The sequence below is a fragment of the Bordetella tumulicola genome (genome assembly GCF_965138755.1).
In the GTDB taxonomy this organism is placed as follows: domain Bacteria; phylum Pseudomonadota; class Gammaproteobacteria; order Burkholderiales; family Burkholderiaceae_B; genus Bordetella_A; species Bordetella_A tumulicola.
This window is the reverse complement of record NZ_CBCSFP010000003.1, coordinates 430,200-449,569: the sequence shown is the minus strand read 5'-3', so window position 1 is coordinate 449,569 and position 19,370 is coordinate 430,200. Positions and strand designations below refer to the sequence as shown.

15 protein-coding genes and 2 pseudogenes are annotated in these 19,370 nt (G+C 61.3%); 8 read left to right on the top strand and 9 right to left on the bottom strand.

The window, feature by feature from the left end; all coding sequences use genetic code 11:
• Nucleotides 1–10 precede the first annotated feature (10 nt).
• Nucleotides 11–1,975 (bottom strand): DNA mismatch repair endonuclease MutL, encoded by a 1,965-nt coding sequence (mutL, locus tag ACNAZS_RS12405; protein WP_415789665.1) that lies wholly within the window; start codon nucleotides 1,973–1,975, stop codon nucleotides 11–13.
• Between the two features lie 221 nt (nucleotides 1,976–2,196).
• Between mutL and ACNAZS_RS12400 the strand changes: the two genes are divergently transcribed.
• A complete protein-coding gene (locus ACNAZS_RS12400; RefSeq protein WP_415789580.1) occupies nucleotides 2,197–2,835 on the top strand; it encodes a VTT domain-containing protein in 639 nt (212 codons plus the stop codon).
• A 26-nt stretch (nucleotides 2,836–2,861) separates the two neighbouring features.
• Here ACNAZS_RS12400 and ACNAZS_RS12395 read toward each other — a convergent pair whose 3' ends face one another.
• Nucleotides 2,862–4,283 (bottom strand): N-acetylmuramoyl-L-alanine amidase, encoded by a 1,422-nt coding sequence (locus tag ACNAZS_RS12395; RefSeq protein ID WP_415789578.1) that lies wholly within the window; start codon nucleotides 4,281–4,283, stop codon nucleotides 2,862–2,864.
• Nucleotides 4,214–4,750, bottom strand: coding sequence for a tRNA (adenosine(37)-N6)-threonylcarbamoyltransferase complex ATPase subunit type 1 TsaE (gene tsaE, locus ACNAZS_RS12390; RefSeq protein ID WP_415789663.1), 537 nt, complete (start codon nucleotides 4,748–4,750; stop codon nucleotides 4,214–4,216). Before tsaE ends, ACNAZS_RS12395 begins: the two co-directional genes overlap by 70 nt.
• A 145-nt stretch (nucleotides 4,751–4,895) precedes the next feature.
• Between tsaE and fumC the strand changes: the two genes are divergently transcribed.
• Nucleotides 4,896–6,287 (top strand): class II fumarate hydratase, encoded by a 1,392-nt coding sequence (gene fumC / locus ACNAZS_RS12385; protein ID WP_415789576.1) that lies wholly within the window; start codon nucleotides 4,896–4,898, stop codon nucleotides 6,285–6,287.
• 75 nt (nucleotides 6,288–6,362) lie between these two features.
• On the opposite strand, the gene ACNAZS_RS12380 is transcribed toward fumC, so the two are convergent.
• Entirely contained in the window at nucleotides 6,363–7,259 is an 897-nt protein-coding gene (locus tag ACNAZS_RS12380; RefSeq protein WP_415789574.1) for an AEC family transporter, read from the bottom strand.
• 217 nt (nucleotides 7,260–7,476) lie between these two features.
• Here ACNAZS_RS12380 and ACNAZS_RS12375 point away from each other — a divergent pair, with 217 nt between their 5' ends.
• From ACNAZS_RS12375 to ACNAZS_RS12360, 4 genes are all read left to right on the top strand, one after another.
• Nucleotides 7,477–8,463 (top strand): tripartite tricarboxylate transporter substrate binding protein BugE, encoded by a 987-nt coding sequence (locus ACNAZS_RS12375; RefSeq protein ID WP_415789572.1) that lies wholly within the window; start codon nucleotides 7,477–7,479, stop codon nucleotides 8,461–8,463.
• Nucleotides 8,464–8,720: 257 nt separating this feature from the next.
• Nucleotides 8,721–9,986 carry a Hint domain-containing protein gene (locus ACNAZS_RS12370; RefSeq protein ID WP_415789570.1) on the top strand — a complete coding sequence of 422 codons (1,266 nt, stop codon included), beginning with the start codon at nucleotides 8,721–8,723 and terminating at the stop codon, nucleotides 9,984–9,986.
• Between the two features lie 349 nt (nucleotides 9,987–10,335).
• The gene (locus ACNAZS_RS12365) at nucleotides 10,336–11,505 is read left to right on the top strand and encodes a Hint domain-containing protein (RefSeq protein ID WP_415789568.1); all 1,170 of its coding nucleotides are present in this window, start codon (nucleotides 10,336–10,338) and stop codon (nucleotides 11,503–11,505) included.
• 362 nt (nucleotides 11,506–11,867) lie between these two features.
• A complete protein-coding gene (locus ACNAZS_RS12360; RefSeq protein ID WP_415789566.1) occupies nucleotides 11,868–13,040 on the top strand; it encodes a Hint domain-containing protein in 1,173 nt (390 codons plus the stop codon).
• Nucleotides 13,041–13,105: 65 nt separating this feature from the next.
• Here ACNAZS_RS12360 and ACNAZS_RS12355 read toward each other — a convergent pair whose 3' ends face one another.
• Nucleotides 13,106–13,999: a LysR family transcriptional regulator gene (locus ACNAZS_RS12355; protein ID WP_415789564.1), complete on the bottom strand. Its 894-nt coding sequence runs from the start codon at nucleotides 13,997–13,999 to the stop codon at nucleotides 13,106–13,108.
• A 69-nt stretch (nucleotides 14,000–14,068) separates the two neighbouring features.
• On the opposite strand from ACNAZS_RS12355, the pseudogene ACNAZS_RS12350 reads away from it, so the two are divergent.
• Nucleotides 14,069–14,257: pseudogene (locus ACNAZS_RS12350) on the top strand (gamma-glutamyltransferase); the annotation flags it as partial.
• Here the strand turns inward: ACNAZS_RS12350 and ACNAZS_RS12345 are convergent.
• The 4 genes and pseudogenes from ACNAZS_RS12345 to ACNAZS_RS12330 form a co-directional block, all read right to left on the bottom strand.
• A pseudogene (locus tag ACNAZS_RS12345) lies at nucleotides 14,254–14,315 on the bottom strand (hypothetical protein); the annotation flags it as partial. The pseudogenes ACNAZS_RS12350 and ACNAZS_RS12345 overlap by 4 nt on opposite strands.
• 1 nt (nucleotide 14,316) lies before the next feature.
• A partial coding sequence (locus tag ACNAZS_RS12340) for a CaiB/BaiF CoA transferase family protein (protein WP_415789562.1) occupies nucleotides 14,317–15,399 on the bottom strand: 1,083 nt, incomplete at its 3' end.
• Between the two features lie 13 nt (nucleotides 15,400–15,412).
• Entirely contained in the window at nucleotides 15,413–16,390 is a 978-nt protein-coding gene (locus ACNAZS_RS12335; RefSeq protein ID WP_415789560.1) for a Bug family tripartite tricarboxylate transporter substrate binding protein, read from the bottom strand.
• Nucleotides 16,391–16,487: 97 nt separating this feature from the next.
• Nucleotides 16,488–18,182 carry an acyl-CoA dehydrogenase family protein gene (locus ACNAZS_RS12330; RefSeq protein ID WP_415789558.1) on the bottom strand — a complete coding sequence of 565 codons (1,695 nt, stop codon included), beginning with the start codon at nucleotides 18,180–18,182 and terminating at the stop codon, nucleotides 16,488–16,490.
• 121 nt (nucleotides 18,183–18,303) lie between these two features.
• On the opposite strand from ACNAZS_RS12330, the gene ACNAZS_RS12325 reads away from it, so the two are divergent.
• Nucleotides 18,304–19,209, top strand: a complete 906-nt coding sequence (locus ACNAZS_RS12325) for a LysR family transcriptional regulator (RefSeq protein WP_415789556.1) — start codon at nucleotides 18,304–18,306, stop codon at nucleotides 19,207–19,209.
• The last annotated feature ends 161 nt before the right edge of the window (nucleotides 19,210–19,370 follow it).

Here is a 19,370-nt window from a genome sequence, read left to right as displayed (position 1 = left end):
GCGGCATCGCTTATTGGCCGCGCAAAAAGAGTTTGTCCAGGTCGGACACGGACCACTGCACCCAGGTGGGACGGCCATGGTTGCACTGGTCCGCGCGTTCGGTGACCTCCATCTGGCGCAACAGGGCATTCATTTCTTCGAGGGTGAGGCGCCGGTTGGCACGCACGGAGCCATGGCACGCCATGGTTGACAGCAATTCGTTGCGTTGCTCGGTGAGCAGGCCCGAGACGCCGACGGCGCCCAGGTCGCGCAGCACGGCGCGTGCCATGGTCTCGATGTCGCCCCGCGCCAGCAGGGCGGGTACGGATCGCACGGCGATCGACGTGGGCCCCGCCGGGCGCAGATCAAAGCCCAGGCCGGCCAGTTGTTCCTGGTGTTCTTCCGTGAGAGCCACGTCCTTTTCCTGGGCATGGAATACCACGGGTACCAGAAGGTCTTGGCGCGGCAGCTCGCGGGCATCCAGGGCATGTTTCAGCTGTTCGTAGACTACGCGTTCGTGCGCGGCGTGCATATCGACCAATATCAGGCCGTGGCGGTTTTGCGCCAGGATGTAGATACCATGCAATTGCGCTAGCGCCATTCCCAGCGGGTGCTCTTCGTCGGGCGGCAGTGAGGTGGCAGCGCCGGGGGCGACAGAAGGAGCCGGTTCGCGTAAGGTCGTGGCCGACGAGGCGGAGATTTCGTCCAACGGTCGGTAGTGCGCGCGCCAGTCCGCGACGGGGTTGCCGCTGGATTCGGCATGCAGACGGAACGGCACTTGCGTATGGGGGCGCGTCGCTGGGCGAGACGCTGGTTGGGGAGCAAAACGCGAGGCCGAGGTGGACGGCACCGAGGCGCCGTCGGTGCGAGGTGTCTGCCACGCGCCCGGTTGCACTTGCTCAGGAGTGCCTGCGGACGCACCGTCCTGATGAGTGGTGGGCACGCCGGGCGTAACGGGCGTCGTGGGTGCGTCGGCCGCCTCAGGGGCGGCGGAAACGGCTGACGCGCCGCCTGTCTGCGCCAAGGCCTGCCCCACGACCTGATTCACAAAGCGGTGTACGGCCCCGCTGTCACGAAAGCGGACCTCGTGCTTGGCCGGATGCACGTTGACATCGACGGCACCGGGATCGATGTCCAGATACAGTACATAGGCCGGTTGACGATCGCCATGCAGCACGTCCGCATAGGCGGCGCGCAGGGCATGGCTGACGGTGCGATCGCGGATATACCGGCCATTGACATAGAGGTATTGCCTATCTGCGCGGGCACGGGCGGCCGTGGGGCGCGTGATCATGCCCGACAGGCTGATGGCCCCCATCGACACATCGACGGGCAGGCCGTGTTCGGCGAATTCGGCGCCGAGAACATCGCGAATGCGTTGGCCCGGTGCGGCGGGCAGCCATTGGCGTTGTGCGCGGTCGTGATGGAACAGACGGAACGCAACGTCGGGATGGGCCAGCGCAATGCGTTCCATGGCATCGACGCAATGACCAAATTCGGTGGCCTCGGCACGCAGAAACTTGCGCCGCGCCGGGACGGCGTCGAACAATTGACGTACATCGACGGTGGTGCCCGGCGGTCCTGATGCGGGGGCGACCTCAAGACTGCCGCCGTCGATCTGCCAGGCGTGATCGCCCTGGCGCGTGCGAGAGATGATCGTGACTTGGGCCACCGACGCAATCGATGCCAGCGCCTCGCCCCGGAATCCCATCGACGCAACGGACTCCAGTTCGCCGAGCGAGCTGATCTTGCTGGTGGCGTGTCGTGCCAGCGCCAGAGGTAGTTCGTCGGGGGGAATACCACCGCCATCGTCCGAGACCGCGATGCGTCGAATACCGCCCCCTTCGAGTCGCACCTCAATCGCGCGCGCGCCCGCATCGATGGCGTTTTCCAGGATTTCCTTCAGCACAGAGGCCGGCCGTTCGATCACCTCGCCCGCCGCGATCTGGCTGATCAGCAAATCGGGCAGGGCAGCGATACTGCGGCGTTCGGACACGGAAGGCGTTTGGGGCAAGTCAGAGAGTTCGGGCATGTGGCGATTTTAGCGCCCGAGGGCCCATCGATGCGCGGACAGCCATGACGGCTACCCGGAATATCGGGGAATGATCGCGTGCATTTGGTCATCGATGTGGTGACGTGTTGCGCTATAGTCCAAACCGGTCAGCCTTGGAAACCCCCGGCGAGTATCCCCGCCTTATTTACTGACACGGTTATTGCATGCTCGAATTTTTTCAGATGGTGTTGCACATCGACCAGACATTGGGTATTTGGGTCGAACAGTACGGAGCCTGGGTTTACTTGGTTTTGTTCCTGATTATCTTTGCCGAAACGGGGCTGGTGGTCTTTCCCTTTTTGCCAGGCGATTCCCTATTGTTTATTGCGGGTGCGTTCGGCGCGACCGGCAGTTTGAATCCCGTTTTGCTGGGCGCGCTGCTCATCGTGGCGGCTGTGACCGGCAATACCGTGAATTATGCGATCGGTCGTTATATCGGGCCGCGCGTATTCACCATGAATGTGCGTTTCCTGGACCGTGCCGCGCTTTTGCGAACGCACGCGTTTTATGAAAAACACGGTGGTAAAACCATTGTGATGTCGCGTTTCTTGCCGATCATTCGCACGTTCGCGCCGTTTGTGGCGGGCGTGGCGGAAATGAACCTGCTGCGTTTTCAGTTGTTCAATATCGGGGGGGCGGTGCTATGGGTGGCCAGCCTGATTACCGCCGGCTATTTCTTCGGCAACATCCCGCTGGTCAAAGAGCACCTGAACACCATTGTGCTGCTGGGCCTGGCCGCGGCCATCGTGCCGCTGATCGTGGCAGGCCTGGTCAAGTTGGTGCGAGGACGACGCCAGGGCTAGTGGGGAGCTGAGCCCTGGCGTGCGTATCAACTGGCGTCGGCAATATGCGCGAGCGGCGGGTTCGCCACAAAATATTGCTGGATGCCGGTCAGCATGGCCAATGCCAGCTTTTGCTGATGGCTGCTTGAGCGCAGGAGTTGCTCTTCCTTCGGGTTACTGATAAAGGCGGTTTCAACCAGAATCGACGGAATATCCGGCGCCTTTAATACAGCAAAACCGGCCTGCTCGACTTGGCGCTTGTGCAGACGGTTGATCTTTTTGATTTCATCCAAAAAGGCCGAGCCCAGTCGTAGCGAATCATTGATCTGCGCGGTCGTGGAGAGATCCAGCAGCACCTTGGCGACCTGTCTGTTATGGCTGCCCAGGTTGACGCCGCCGATCAAATCGGCCGCGTTTTCCTTGTCGGCGAGCCAACGTGCTTGCGTGCTGGTCGCGCCGCGCTGCGATAACGCAAAGACCGACGACCCGTTGGCCGAGGGCTTGATCCAGGCATCGGCGTGGATGGAAATGAACAGATCGGCACGTACCCGACGGGCTTTTTGTACGCGGACGTGCAGCGGCACGAAGTAGTCGTCGTCGCGTGTCAGATAAGCGCGCATATTGGGCTGATCGTCGATCAACTCCTTGAGCCGGCGAGCGATGCGCAGCACGACGTCTTTTTCGCGCAACCCGCTGCCGCCAATGGCGCCGGGGTCTTCGCCGCCGTGTCCTGGGTCGAGTGCGATCGTCACCATGCGCTTGCGGCGCGATGGCGTGGAGGGAATCGAGGGTGCAGGGGCCGGCGCAGGCGAAGGCTTGGGCAGGGCGATCCTGGTGGGTGGCTCCTGGCCCTCGGCTTGTGGCGCCGGGGCCGGGATTTGAGCCGGACCCGAGCCCGAGGGGGCAGGCGTGCTGCGTGAAATGTCTTCGAGAATGCGCGCCAGCGGATCATCGACATCCGCCTGGGCGGGTCGCTCGAGTATTGCCATCAGCGGATCTCGTGCGACCTTGGGGTACAGATCCAGCACCAGCCGGTACTGGTAATCGGCCACCGGTTTCAGTGTGAACACCTGCGGCGCGACCGATTGTTTCAGGTCAAATACCAGACGTACGACGTTGGGGCGATTTTGCGCGACCCGCAAGCTGCGGATGTACGGATCGTCGTGACGGACCTTGGAAATCAGTTGGTTCAGCGCGGTGGTAGCCTGCAGTCCTTCGATATCCACCACCAGCCGGTGGGGATTTTCCAGGGTGAAATGCTCGGCTTTGAGCTCGCTGTCGAGCTCGAGCGTGACGCGCGTGTATTCATCGGCGGGCCAGGTCCGTACCGCCAGGATCGTGGCGGCTTGTGCCAGACGTGGGATAACCGGCAGGACGAGCAGGGTCGTGGCGACGCTGATCAGGCGTCGTCGGCGGGCCCCATTGGGGGACAGGGCATCTGGGTCGGAGGAGCAATCGCGTTCAACCATGTTTGTCCTCGTGCGGTAAAAGCGGTCAGGGTGACGACGCGGCCCGGGTCGGCATACACCAGGGAAAGCTGCATGTCAGGGGGGGGAAGAACCCCCTCTGCTCGCTCGGGCCATTCGATCAAGACCACTGCGTCCTCGCGCAGTAAATCCCGGAATCCCGCATCCAGCCATTCGCGCGAATCGTTAAATCTATAAAAATCAAAGTGATAGAAGTATAAGTTAGAAACTTTATAGGATTCAAGTAGCGCGTAGCTCGGACTTTTGATTCGGCCCTGTATGCCGCATTCCCGCAACAGTGCCCGGGTAAAGGCGGTTTTTCCGGCTCCCAGGTCGCCTTGCAGATGGATGCGTCCCCCTGGCGGTTGGCCCGTGGCGCCGCTGACCAGGGGCGCAAATTGTCGGGCGAGTGCATCGGTGGCGGCTTCGTCGGGCAGGGTCAGGGTCAGGCTGCACAGCGGGGCGGACATGGCGGGCATCGAGTGGTAAAACAGGTTGAACGTGTTCGGATTATAGGGAGCCAGCCCTCTGCTATGATCGAATTGATTTTTATTCTTGTTTAAGCTTCGCGTCTGGGCCGCGGTCCGGCCCACTTCTGCCAGGAATTTTGACATCATGACTACCCGCATCGAAAAAGATACGTTCGGCCCTATCGAGGTTCCTTCCGATCACTTGTGGGGTGCCCAGACACAGCGCTCGCTGCACTTTTTTGCCATTTCGACCGAGCGCATGCCCGTGCCGCTGGTGGCGGCCATGGCGAGCTTAAAGCGCGCGGCGGCCAGGGTGAACGCCGAACTGGGCGAACTCGATGCCAAGATCGCGGATGGCATCGTGCGTGCCGCTGATGAGGTGATCGCCGGCAAGTGGCCCGACGAGTTCCCGCTGTCAGTCTGGCAAACGGGGTCGGGCACGCAAAGCAATATGAATATGAACGAGGTGCTGGCTAATCGCGCCTCGGAACTGCTGGGCGGCGAGCGTGGCGAGGCCCGCCTCGTGCATCCCAACGATCACGTAAACCGCGGCCAATCATCCAACGATACTTTTCCGACGGCAATGCATGTGGCGGCGGCCGTGCAGGTCGAGACGCATCTGTTGCCGGCGCTGAAAGCGCTGCGTGCCACGTTGGCGGAAAAGAGCGCGGCGTTCTATGACATCGTCAAAATCGGCCGTACCCATTTACAGGACGCCACGCCGCTGACACTGGGACAAGAACTGTCGGGCCACGTGGCCCAACTGGACCTGGCCGAGCAACAGATTCGGGCGACCTTATCCGGGCTGCATCAGTTGGCCATCGGCGGCACCGCCGTGGGGACGGGGCTCAACGCTCACCCGGAGTTCAGCGCCAAAGTCAGCGCAGCGCTGGCGCATGATACCGGTGCTGCCTTTGTGTCGGCGCCCAACAAGTTCCAAGCCTTGGCCTCGCACGAGGCCCTGCTTTTCGCCCACGGCGCCCTGAAGGCATTGGCAGCGGGTCTGATGAAGATCGCTAACGACGTGCGCTGGCTGGCCAGCGGCCCGAGGTCGGGGTTGGGCGAGATCAGCATTCCGGAAAACGAGCCAGGCAGCTCGATTATGCCGGGCAAGGTCAATCCCACGCAGTGCGAGGCCATCACCATGTTGGCCGCCCAAGTGCTGGGCAACGACGTGGCGATCAACATTGGCGGCGCCAGCGGTAATTTTGAGTTGAACGTGTTCAAGCCGTTGGTGATTCATAACTTCCTGCAGTCGGTACGCTTGTTGGCCGACGGCATGGCCAGCTTTGATCAACATTGCGCGGCAGGCATTGAACCCAATCGCGAACGCATCGCTGAGCTGGTGGATCGCTCGTTGATGCTGGTGACCGCGCTGAATCCGCATATCGGCTACGACAAGGCCGCCCAGATCGCGAAAAAAGCGCACAAGGAAAACCTGTCGCTCAAGGACTCGGCGCTGGCGTTGGGTTTCGTGACGGAAGAACAGTTTGCACAATGGGTCGTGCCGGCAGACATGACCAACGCCAAACGCTAAGCTAGCCTTCACGCTGTTCGACCGCGGGCCTTGGCAGAGTCACGCGGTGCCTGGCCGCATGCTGCCCCGAGACAGTCAGCCACCGACGATCATCAACCACATCGGCAGGGTCACGACCGAGAACAGCGTGCCTAGCGAAATGATCAGTGCCACCATGCGACCGTCTCCGCCCATGCGCATGGCCAGTACATAGGCAGCCGAGGCCGTCGGCAAGGCCGCAAACAGCAGCAGGATGCGGGCCTCGGCATCGGCCAGGCCGAACAGGGTGGCAGCGCCGATGGCTGCCAGGGGCAGCAGCAGCAGTTTGACCGTCAATATCCAGGTGATCAGGCGGCCGTGCCCCTGGCCGCCTTGCCACGAGAGGCTGGCGCCCACGCACAGGATGCCCAGTGCCAGCGAGGCGGCGCCCAGGCGTGCCATCACCGTGTCGACAGGGCCCGGCAGTTGCAGGCCCGCCAGATTGCCGGCCAGGCCCAGCAGGGTGGCCACCAGCAAGGGGTTGCGTATCAGCTCGCGCAATAGGCCGCTGCCGCCATGGCGCGCCAGCCCATAGACGGCCGCGAGGTTCGCAAAAGGGACCGCAAAACCCACGATCAGCGCCATGGTGGTTTGACCCTGTGCGCCGCCCAGGCTGGCCGCCAAAGCCAGGCCGATATACGTATTAAAGCGATAGCCGCATTGTGCCGCCGACGCCAATGCCAAGGGTGGAGCCCGCAAAATTCGACCGCCCAGCCATGCCAGCGCCACGCCCACCGCCAGAACCGACACTGTCGACTGCAGCAACAAGAGGGCATTATCGGCACTGATGGGCGTGCGCAGAATCGATTGAAAGAGCAGCGCCGGAAACAGAATGAAGTACACCAGGCGCTCGGTGCCGGCGAAAAAATCCCGGTTAAAACCCAGTTTGTGACGCAATACCCAACCGAGGGCAACCAGCAAAAAATCAGGCAAAACCAGTAGCGCAACGGACATAAAAATCAGCGTGGGGCAGGAAAATAGGGTATTTCTAGTCTACTCGGAGAGGCCGATTTGCTGCTATTCTCCCGAAACCCGACGAAGATGCAATCTCAAAATTGCCTATACTTCGCCTAGTTTTTTGCGTTGACGGCGTTTGGCTTATCGGCTGGGCGCTGACGCCTGCACTAGTGGTTCCCGGACAGGGAGCCTCGCACATGGAGGAATCACAATAATGAAGATCAACACTCGTATCCTGGTGACGGCCATCGCGATGGCCACAGGATTGGCCGGTGCGTCGGCCGCGTTGGCGGCGGATGCCTACCCCAACAAGCCGGTTCGCGTCATTGTGCCGTTTGCCCCGGGTGGCTCGACCGACATCATCGCGCGTCTGGTGACCCAGCGCATGGCTCAAGAGCTGGGCCAGCCGTTGGTCGTGGAAAACAAAGGTGGCGCCGGTGGTGCAATCGGTGCGGCCGAAGCCGCCCGCGCCAAGCCCGATGGCTACACCTTGTCGATCGCGACTGTCTCGACGATGGCAGTGAACTCGGCTTGCCGTCCGAACGACCTGCCCTATGATCCGATCAAGGATTTCCAGCCGGTCACCAATTTTGCCAACACCGCCAACGTGGTGTCGGTGAACCCCAAGTTCCCGGCCAAGGACTTCAAGAGCTTTCTCGAAGAGCTGAAAAAGAATCCCGGCAAGTATTCGTACGGTAGTTCGGGTACGTGCGGCGTGCTGCACTTGATGGGCGAGTCCTTCAAGGACGCAACCGGCGCCGATATCGTCCACGTGCCTTACAAAGGCTCGGGTCCCGCCGTGGCGGATGCCGTCGGTGGCCAGATCGAAATCGTGTTCGACAACCTGCCCTCGTCCATGGGTCAGATTCAGGCGGGCAACCTGCGCGCCATGGCCGTGGCATGGCCCGAGCGTCTGAAGTCGCTGCCCGATGTCCCGACCTTCAAGGAAGTCGGCTTTCCGCAAGTCAACCAGCCGGTTTGGTACGGTTTGTTGGCGCCGGCCGGCACGCCGATGGAAATCGTGAACAAGCTGCGTGACGCTGCCGTGGTGGCACTGAAGGATCCCAAGGTCATTCAAGTCCTCGACCAGCAGGGTTCCGCGCCGTCTGGCAATACCCCCGAAGAGTTCGCCAAGGAAATCAAAGAGCAGAACGACTGGGCGAAAGACATCGTCAAAAAGAGCAACATCAAGCTCAACTAATCCCCGCGGCAGGGTTGACCCGTCCTGGGTTCGACCCCGTCATCGTGGAATACAAAACGCCTCATTCTTGAGGCGTTTTTTTTCGTTCAGGACGAGGTGTGATGGGATAAGTGTAGGGGTTCGTCTCAGACTGAGTTCTGCGATTTCGTTCAATGAAAAGTAGGTAGCACAAGCGGGAACCAGGCTGTTTCGAGGGGTACTTAGGGACGCGCGCATAACTCAAGCGCATCCCTCAGACTCATCTCGCCCACGTTCACATGACTACCCACGATATCGAATTACCAGACGCTACCACCCTCCTACTTAACTCCGTCACGAGTGACAATCACGATACCTGGAACGTCGTCATGCCAGGGTTGAATGTGGTGGTGGTCAAAGGGATTGACGTCACTATCAATCCCACCATGACGGGCACGGATACCAGCGCCAACAGTATCGGTGCGTTTGACGGTGCCGACGTGATCATCGGTACTGCCCAAGGGGTCTGCGCACACAAGCAGATGACCTACAAAATTGAGGGAGAATCATCACTCACCTACCGTAGCCAAGGCCTGGACGCGAAACAACTCGACCACACCGATTTCGAGTTCACGGGGGATGCCGGCGGTACGCTCAAACTCCTCTTGCCGAGTGATCCAAAGATCGATATTCCTACCATTTCCATTAGTGGACTACGTCCTGGCGACAACATGCTCGTGGAAATGAACAATCCCTACGGTGGCGCCAATATTCTGCCAAAGACCCTTTATTACGATAGGGGAGAGGGCTTGCTGAGCTTGTCATTCAATGTGAATGGTGCCAACTATGAGTTTAATGGCGCTCCGATCAAATGGGTGCGTTTCCAACTCGATGAAGATATGCCAGCGGGCTACTCTTTTAAGCCGAACGGAGATGGTTCGCTCAGCTACGCCTGCTATCTGCGCGGTACGCACATCGCCACGCCCGACGGGGAAACTAAAGTCGAGGCCCTGCAAGCCGGCGACAAGGTGTTGACCGCCGGTGGGCAAGTGGCCACCGTCAAATGGCTGGGTTATCGCAAGCTGACCGCATCGCGTATCCCCGCCCAAGACGCGCTCAAGGCGTTTCCGATCACGTTTCAAAAAGACGCCATCGCCGATAACGTGCCGCACCGGGATCTGACGATCTCGCCTTATCATCATCTGTACTTCGACGGCAAATTGATTCCGGCCATGGCGTTGGTCAACGGCCTGACCATCACGCAAGATTTTTCGCGCCAGTCGTTTGAGTATTTCCACGTTGAGCTGGATCACTTCGACATCCTGTTGGCCGAGGGCGTTGCCGCCGAGTCGTACGTGGATACGGGGAATCGTTCGATGTTTCAGAACGTCAATCCCACCTCGATGTTGGCGGACTTCGGGCCTGCCCCGGGCCGTCAATCCATCGCAGGCATGAAGATCGTCCGTAAAGGCCCCGTGGTCGAGGCCCTGCGCGAGCGTCTGCGCCAGCGCGCCGAGGCGATCGCGCCTGTGGTCCAGCCTGTGGTCCAACGCTGCGCAGCGTAAGTCGACCACGAGCCTTCACGGCTTGCATTGCGATCGTCGACATTGCTACGCAAGCGTCAATTACGCCAAGTCTGCAGCCGCGACGCTCGGTGGCGCGCGTCGCGGACATGCGTAATGGCAAGGCCTCGTCGCATATTGAACTCGACGATTGCATTCAATGAAAAGTAGGTGGAACAAGCCGGAACTAGACCGTCTTGAGGGTTACTCAGGAACGCGCGAATAACTCAGGCGCATCCTTCAGACTCATTCAGCCTATATTTCCATGATCTATAAATACAAAGTACCAGACGACACGGTCGTTGAGATTAATGCCGGCTCATGTAATCCTCACGACACCTGGAAACTCACGATGACGGGGTCGAGCCGGGTAGAGGTCAAGGGCATTGACATCAATGTTAAGCCCATCATTGATTGCCCTGACAGCTGCGCTAGCAGCATCGTTGCTATGAACGGCGCCGACGTCGTCATCGGCCCTACCATGGGTGTCCGCGCAGACACCAGCATGACGTACAGGATCGACGGAAAATCCTCGCTGACCTACGGCAACCAAGACTCGAGCGCGAGCGATTTCGACAACGTCGATTTCGAGTTCACCGGGGACACCGGCGGAACGCTCAAACTCATTTTGCCGAATGATCCGAATATTGATGCTCCTGTTGTCTACATTCGGGGTTTACGCCCTGACGACACATTTATTGCGGAAATGACCAATCCCGCCGGCGCCAACTTTCTACCGGTGGACATGGAATACGACGCGGAGGGTCTGCTGAACCTGGCATACGCCGTCGATGGCCCCCTCTATGAATTCGACGTCCCCGACGCCAGATTCGTGAAAATCTACCTGGACGAAAGTGTGACGGAAGGTGATCGGATCGCCCTGTACGACGATGGTTCGGTCGGCTACGCCTGCTATCTGCGCGGTACGCACATCGCCACGCCTGACGGGGAAACCAAAGTCGAGGCCCTGCAAGCCGGCGACAAGGTGCTGACCGCCAGCGGACAGGTGGCCACCGTCAAATGGCTGGGTTATCGCAAGCTGACTGCGTCGCGTATTCCAGCCAAGGACGCGCTCAAGGCCTTTCCAATCACGTTTCAAAAGGACGCCATCGCCGATAACGTGCCGCATCGCGATCTGACGATCTCGCCTCATCATCACCTGTACTTCGAGGGCAAACTGATTCCGGCCATGGCGTTGGTCAACGGCAAGACCATCACGCAAGATCTGTCATGCCAGTCGTTTGAGTATTTCCATGTTGAGCTGGATCACTTCGATATCCTGTTGGCCGAGGGCGTTGCCGCCGAGTCGTACGTGGATACGGGGAATCGTTCGATGTTTCAGAACGTCAACCCCACCTCGATGTTGGCGGACTTCGGGCCTGCCCCGGGCCGTCAATCCATCGCAGGCATGAAGATCGTCCGCAAGGGTCCCGTGGTTGAGGCCCTGCGCGAGCGTCTGCGCCAGCGCGCCGAGGCGATCGCGCCTGTGGTCCAGCCTGTGGTCGAGCGCCGCGCCGCGTAAGTCGACCACGAGCCTTCACGGCTCGCATTGCGCTCGTATCGCTACGCGATCGTTGACGCCGCTACGCGAGCGTCGATTGCGCCAGGTCTGTGCAGGCCTGGCGCAGCGTCGCGCGCACGGGCCTTCGTCAATGGGCGACCTCGTCGCATGTTGGACTGGACGATTGCCTATCGAGAGAAGTCGTTGAAACGAGTCGGAACGAGATGAGTTCGGCTGTTACTCAGAAGCACGCGAATCATTCGAACGCATCCTTCAGACTCATTCAGCCTCTTTCCATGAATTACAGATACACAGTTCCTGACAACGTCATTATCAGGATTGACGATAACGCTTGCAGCCCTTACGACACCTGGAAACTCAAGATGACGGGGTCGAGCCAGGTAATGGTCGATGGCGTTGACGTCATTGTCAACGCCATCATTGAATGCCCTGATAGCTGCACCAACAGCATCGTTGCTTTGAACGGTGCCGACGTCGTCATCGGCCCCACCATGGGTGCCCGCGTAGATACCAGTATGACGTACAGGATCGACGGAGCGTCCTCGCTGACCTACGGCAACCAGGACTCGCGCACGAGCGATTTCGACAACGTCGATTTCGAGTTCACCGGGGACGCCGGCGGTACGCTTAAACTGATCTTGCCGAATGATCCGGCCGTCGATGTTCCTGTCATTTCCATTCGCGGTCTGCGCATCGGTGATCGGATCATTGCGGAAATGAACGATCCCGATGGCGGTGGCAACTTTCTGCCGGTGGACATGAAATACGACGAGAATGGTCTGCTGGGCGTGGGATACGCCATCGATGGTCTCCCTCTTGAAGTTAACGGTCCTACCGTCAAATTTGTGAAATTCCAGATCGATGGTGATGTGCCGGCGGGCACCGTGCTTTCCGTGTACGACAATGGTTTGATCAGCTACGCCTGCTATCTGCGCGGCACGCACATCGCCACCCCTGACGGGGAATCCAAGGTCGAGGCTTTGCGGGCCGGCGACAAGGTGCTGACCGCCAGCGGGCAGGTGGCCACCGTCAAGTGGCTGGGTTATCGCAAGCTGACTGCGTCGCGTATCCCCGCCAAAGACGCGCTCAAGGCCTTTCCGATCACGTTTCACAAAGACGCCATCGCCGATAACGTGCCGCATCGCGATCTGACGATCTCGCCTCATCATCACCTGTACTTCGACGGCAAATTGATTCCGGCCATGGCGTTGGTCAACGGCAAGACCATCACGCAAGATCTGTCACGCCAGTCGTTTGAGTATTTCCATGTTGAGCTGGACCACTTCGACATCCTGTTGGCCGAGGGCGTTGCCGCCGAGTCGTACGTGGATACGGGGAATCGTTCGATGTTTCAGAACGTCAACCCCACCTCGATGTTGGCGGACTTTGGGCCTGCTCCGGGCCGTCAATCCATCGCAGGCATGAAGATTGTCCGCAAGGGCCCCGTGGTTGAGGCCCTGCGCGAGCGTCTGCGCCTGCGCGCCGAGGCGATCACGTTTGTGGCCCAGTCTGTGGTTCAGCGCCGCGTCGCGTAAGTCGACCACGAGCCTTCACAGCTCGCATTGCGATCGTCGACATCGCTACGCGATCGTTGACGTCGTTACGCGAGCGTCGATTGCGCCAGGTCTTCGCAGGCCTGGCGCAGCCGTTCAATGAGCTCGCGATGCAGGCTCGATAAGGGATCCTGTGTTCGCGTCAAAATGCTGAGCGGGACCTTCAGCGGCGGATCCAGACGCCGCACGATCATGCCCGGACGCAACATGGCGCGCACGGTAATGGCATCGACGATCGCTTCGCCGCAGCCGGCTTCTGCTAGTGCACAGGCGACGTAATGGGTCTGCACTTGAATGGCCACATCGGGATTCAGGCCTTGGGCATCCAGCGCCATCTGCAGCAGCGTGCCTGAGGCATCGCGCGAGTCCAGCACGATCAAGGTGTCATCGACCAGGTCGGCCAGGCGGGTCGTCGTCGTAGTGTCCGCCTTGCGGCCCAAGTGCACCAGTTCGGTATGGCCCAGCGGCGCGCGGGTCAGGCCCGCATAGTCGTGCATATCGAATGTCACGGCCAGGTCCAGCTCGCGGCTCAGCAGTCCCTGGACCAGCTCGGCGCTGTGATAGGTATGAATATCGAACGTCAAACCGGGGCGGGCGTCACGGCTGGCGCGTACCACTTGCGGCAGCAGGCCCAGCCCCAATGCGGGTGCGCAACCCAACCGGATGTGGCCGTGCGGCCGATCGCGCAGACTGGCCGCCAGTCTGCGCACGCTATTCAGGTCTTGATTCAGGCGAGTGACCTCGGGGGTCAGGATCTCGGCCTCGCGCGTGGCCACCAGACGGCCCTTGACGCGCTCGAACAGCTTGAAACCCAATTGCGCCTCGGCGTGCGCAAGCAGCTTGCTGGCAGCCGGTTGGGAAATATGCAGCGCCGCCGCCGCTTCGGTCAGTGAGCCCGTACGGCGGATGGCTTCGAAAATTTCGATGTGTCGAAGACGCATGATAAAAGGGTGGGGGAAAACAGGGATTCTATTGCGATAATGGCGGTTGGCACAGGTCGATTTCATTACAGCCGCAATCAGGCCGCGGATTTAGAGCAAGGCACGGCACTGGAGAATCTGGCGCCGGCCCTGCGCGGCATGGGGTACGAGGTCAAGATGGTCGATTTCCCCAGCGGCCTCCAGGGCATCGTCATCGATGCGGGAGGGCTGCTGGATGGGGCCGATCCAAGACGCGAAGGGTGGGTGCTGGGTGACTAATCGCCGAGGTCAGCGCGGATCTCGGCATCGTGCTCGCCGAGCGCAGGCGGTAGCCTGCNCAGGCTGGCTGGGGTGCGCGATAGCTTGATGGGCGAGCCTACCCCGCGGTAGTCGCCTTGCTCCAGCACCATGTCACGATGCTGCGTGTGCGGATGGTGCAGCACGTCTTCGACGGTCTGTACGGCCGCCGCCGGCACGCCTTGCCGCAGCAACTGTTCGGCTAGTGGTGCCGCTTCGTACGGTGCCAACAGCGCAGTCAGTGCGTCGCGTAGTGCCTCGCGGTGCTGCAACCGGTCGGCGTTGTTAATAAAGCGCGGGTCCGTGGCCAACTGAGGGACATCCAGCGCCTTGGCCAGCGCTGCGAATTGCCGGTTGTTGCCCACCGCCAGAAAGATCGGCCCGTTGCGGGTGGGCAGCGTTTCATAGGGGGCGATGTTGGGGTGCGCATTGCCGGTGCGGCCCGGTACTTTGCCGCTATAGAAATAATTCGCCGCATGCGGATGCAGCAACGACACGGCGCAGTCGTACAAGGTGATATCCAGAAACTGCCCCAGCCCACTGCGCGTGCGCTCATTCAGGGCCAACAGTACCGCCACCGCCGCGTTCAGGCCCGTGACCATGTCTACCACGGGCAGTCCCACGCGCGTCGCTTGACCGTCGGCATCGCCGTTGACGCTCATCAAGCCGCACATCGCCTGCGCGCAGGCATCGTAGCCAGGCAGGCCGCCCAGCGGGCCGTCCGCGCCAAAGCCGCTGACGCGACAATGAATCAGGCGCGGAAATGCGGCACAGAGTTCGTCATAGCCGAGTCCCCATTTCTCTAGCGTGCCAGGCTTGAAGTTCTCGACCAGCACATCGGCGTCGGCCAGCAGTCGGCGCAACAGCTCCTGGCCGGCGGGTTGCGACAGATCGAGCGCCATGCCGCGCTTGTTGCGGTTGACGCCGACGAAGTACGACGCCGTATCGCCCAGAAACGGAGGCCCCCAGCCGCGCGTTTCGTCGCCGGCAGGAGGTTCGATCTTGATGACATCAGCACCGTGGTCCGCCAGCAACTGCGTGCAGTACGGGCCGCCCAGCACGCGAGACAAGTCGATGACGCGGCAGCCCGCCAGCGCGCCGGGTTGCAGAGTAGGGATAGGCATAGGGAATCGATCCTCAGTCCAGCGCCACGTGGGCTTCCTGGACGATAGCGCGCCACTTGGGTACTTGCGCATCAATGAAGGTGGCCAGGCCTTCAGGCGTCTTGTCCTCGGCGTCGACGATGCCCTGCTTGTGCAGGGTTTCTTTGACACCCGGGTCCGCTAACGTCGCGATAAAGGCCTGGTTCAATTTGGCGACCACCTCGGCAGGCGTGCCGCGCGGCGCCACGATGCCAAAGAAAACGCTGACGTCGTAGCCCGGCAGGCCCTGTTCGGCGATGGTGGGCAGATCGGGCAGGGCGTCGGAGCGTTCGGCGCTCGCCAGCCCGATGGCACGCAACGTGCCGGCCTGCACGTGCGGCAATGCGGTCAGGATGTCGGTGAACGACATCGATACCTGGCCACCCAGCAGGTCGTTCAGGGCCGGACCGGTGCCCTTGTAGGGCACGTGCAGGATTTTCGTGTCGGCCATTTTGTTAAACAGAATGCCGGCCAGATGCGAGGAGGCGCCGTTGCCCGACGAGGCATAGCTGAGCTTGTCGGGATTTTCCTTGGCGTAGGCGATCAGTTCCTGCACATTATTTACGGGTACCGACGGATGCACGGTCAGGATGTTGGGCAGGTGGCCGATGCGGATGATGGGCGCAAAGCTCTCTTGGGGGTCGTACTGCTGTTTCTTGTACAGGCTGACGTTGATCGCCAGCGGGCCCGACGTGCCGAACAGGAGGGTGTAACCGTCGGGCTTGGCGTTGGCGACGTATTCGGCGCCGATGTTGCCGCCGGCGCCGCTGCGGTTTTCCACCACTACGGTTTGCCCCAATTGGTTTTTCAGACCCTCGGCCAGGCGGCGCGCCATAGCGTCCGTGGGGCCACCGGGTGGGAAAGGAACGACCAGCGTCACAGGCCGGTCGGGATAGGCGTCGGCCGCCGAGGCAGGGGCCGCGGCGAGTAGGGTGGCGGCTGCCATGGCCAGGCAGAAAATACGACGTTGCATGGTGGTCTCCTGAGGGGAATGAACGCGCTTTTGCCCGGGACGCGGGTCGGATAGCGCTGTTGTGAAGGCCGCGGGCCATGTGGCCAGCGGTGGGACATTACAGGGCATCGGCCAGGATGGCGCGGCACGCGGCGTCTTCTTCGCCGGGGATCGCGCACGGGTCGCGGGGCGCCAGGCGATGCCGCAGCACCTGATCGGCCAATAGGCCGCGGCTGGCCAGGCCCGGGGCGCTGGCTTCGCGGCGCAGTGCGGCCAGCGATAGCGCGTGGTACAGCGCCGAGGCGGCCTGGCGGGCCAGATCGGGCCGGTCCTGCAGTGCGGCGTGTCGGGCTAGTGCAAAGGCGCTGTCGAGCGCGCGTGCCTGATTGTCGGCCAATGCCGGATCGCAGGGGGCGCCGTCTTGCAGCAGGGTGTCGATATGGCGGCGCAATGCGGCCAGCGCGTCGGTTTTCTGGATGGCGCGCAGCACGTCTAGCGCCACGATGTTGCTCGTGCCTTCCCAGATAGAGCCCAGGTGCGCGTCGCGTACCAGACGGGATTCGACGAACTCTTCGATGTAACCGCAGCCGCCGCGCACTTCCATGCCGTCGCCGGTGACTTTGCGCGCGTCGCGGCAAGCGCGAAATTTGATCAGTGGCGTCAGGATGCGGGCCAGCGCCGCGGCGTTGGCGTTCTGCTCCGAGTCGGCCAGCGCGATCGCCGTCTGGAACATGACGCTGCGCGCTTGCTCCGCCCAGACATTCATCTTGGTCAATTGGCGGCGCATCAGCGGCATATCGATCAGGCGTTTGCCAAACGCGCGGCGTTGCTGGGCAACGTAGATCGCCTCTGTGACGGCGCGGCGCATCAGGCCAGCGGCACGCATGCCGTTGGACAGTCGCGAGTTGTTAATCATGTCGGCCATGTGCTTGAAGCCCTGGCCGCGCTCGCCAACCAGCCACGCCAGCGCGCCTTCTAGACGGATCTCGCCGCTGGCCATCGAGCGCGTGCCGAGCTTGTCCTTCAGGCGCAAGATGCGGTAGGCATTGTGCGTGCCATCGGGCAAGTCGCGGGGCAGCAGGAACAGGGATACGCCTTTCAGGCCGTCCGTGGCCTCGCTGCGTGCCAACACCATGGCAAAACCCGCGTCGGGGTTCGAGCAGAACCATTTGTCGCCATGCAGGCGCCAGGTGCCGTCGTCGTGCGGTTCGGCACGCGTCGTGGTGGCGCTGACGTCCGAGCCCGCGCCCTGTTCCGTCATGAACATCGCGCCCTGGCGCAGTTCGTCGAAATCCTGCGACGTGACTTGCGGCAGCACGCGTTCGATCAGGTCCGGGTCGCCGAATTTGCGTAGCGTACGGGCCAGCGAATCGGTCATGCTGACCGGGCAGCACAGACCGAACTCGCCTTGCACAAACAGATGGCTGAGTGCGTACTTGGCCGCCGGGGGCATGGGTTCGGGCCAGCCCAGCACGCCGCCGCGATGCGATAGCGCGGCCAGACCAAACTCGCTGTAGGCCAGGCGTTCCAGTTCGATATAGGCGGGGTGCTTGTGTACCCGTGATTCGTCCTGTCCGGCTCGGTTGCGCACCGACAGAGTCGGCGGATTCTGGTCGGCTACGGCGGCGAGTGTGTCGATCTGACTGCCGGCCAGTGCACCCAGGCGATCCAGGTGAGGCAACAGATGGGCGTACAGCGCCGGCGGCAGGTACAGCGCGCACAGTGCGGCGGCGTACGGATCGGCGCTGAATAGGTTCAGACCACGCGAATCAGGAACTTCGGTAGCGGTGCAAGCAGCGGATAGGGTGGGCATAGCGGACACTCGGATGGCGGGACAGTGCATGGTCGCGCAAGCTATCTATCTATACAAATACCGTTTTTATGTAGAACAATACATAAAAAATATAGATTCAAACTCACCATCGGAACACGCCATGGATCTGGAACCCCGCCTGCTGCGCTATTTCATTGCGGTCGCCGAAGAGCGACATTTCAGCCGTGCCGCGGCCCGACTGCATTTGTCGCAGCCGCCGCTCAGTTACGCCATTCGCCAGTTGGAGTCCACGCTGGGCGTTCGTTTGCTCGAACGCACGAGCCGGCACGTCGCTCTGACCGAAGCGGGGCGGGTGCTCTATCGTGAGGCCCAGGCGCTGTTGCGCCAATCGGAAGCCATCGGCACCTTGGTCCAGCGTGTTGACGCGGGGCTGCGGGGTCGGTTGCGTATCGGGTTTGTGGGGTCCATGTTGTATCGCGGGCTGCCTGATCTGCTGGCGGCGATGCGTGCGGCGCTGCCCGATGTCGAACACGTACTGACCGAGTTGAATTCGCATGACCAGGTCGAAGCCGTGCGTCGCGGCGAACAGGACCTTGGATTCATTCATGCCAACCCGGCGCCTGCCGAAGTGCAGACCCAGGATTTGATGGCAGAGCCTTTCGTGCTGTGTGTACCCGATACCCACCCGTTGGCCCGGCGCCGGCGCGTCCAACTGCTGGAGCTGGAGGACGATGACTTTATTTTGTTTGCACGCGAGGCGTCGCCCAGTTATCACGAGACCGTGCTGTCGCTGTGCGTGACCGCGGGCTTTCATCCTGTTATTCGCCATGAGGTGCGGCATTGGCTCAGCGTGGCCGCGCTCGTGTCGCAGGGGTTGGGCGTGTCGGTTGTGCCAGCCTGCCTGGCACGCAGCGGCCTGGCGGGAACGAAGTTCATCGCCTTCGAGCACCAGGCTCGCTCGGTCAGTCAGATGATTTGGCCGCGCGAATCCGATTCGCCATTGTTGCGCATGGCCGTGTCGCTGGCGCAAAAACACTATGGCGAAAACCGCCAGACGCGGCGCTGAGCCAGGCGCGTGGTGACAACTACGCGATACCAATACGGCGTCAATCTCGAAGAGATTTCTCTGACCGTATCCGACTGAACATCCCCGTTGCTGCGCCGCGGGAAGAAAAATCGTTGACAAGGACTCTTCCTTTGTTGGATCATTTGTCCAGACAAAGTGAT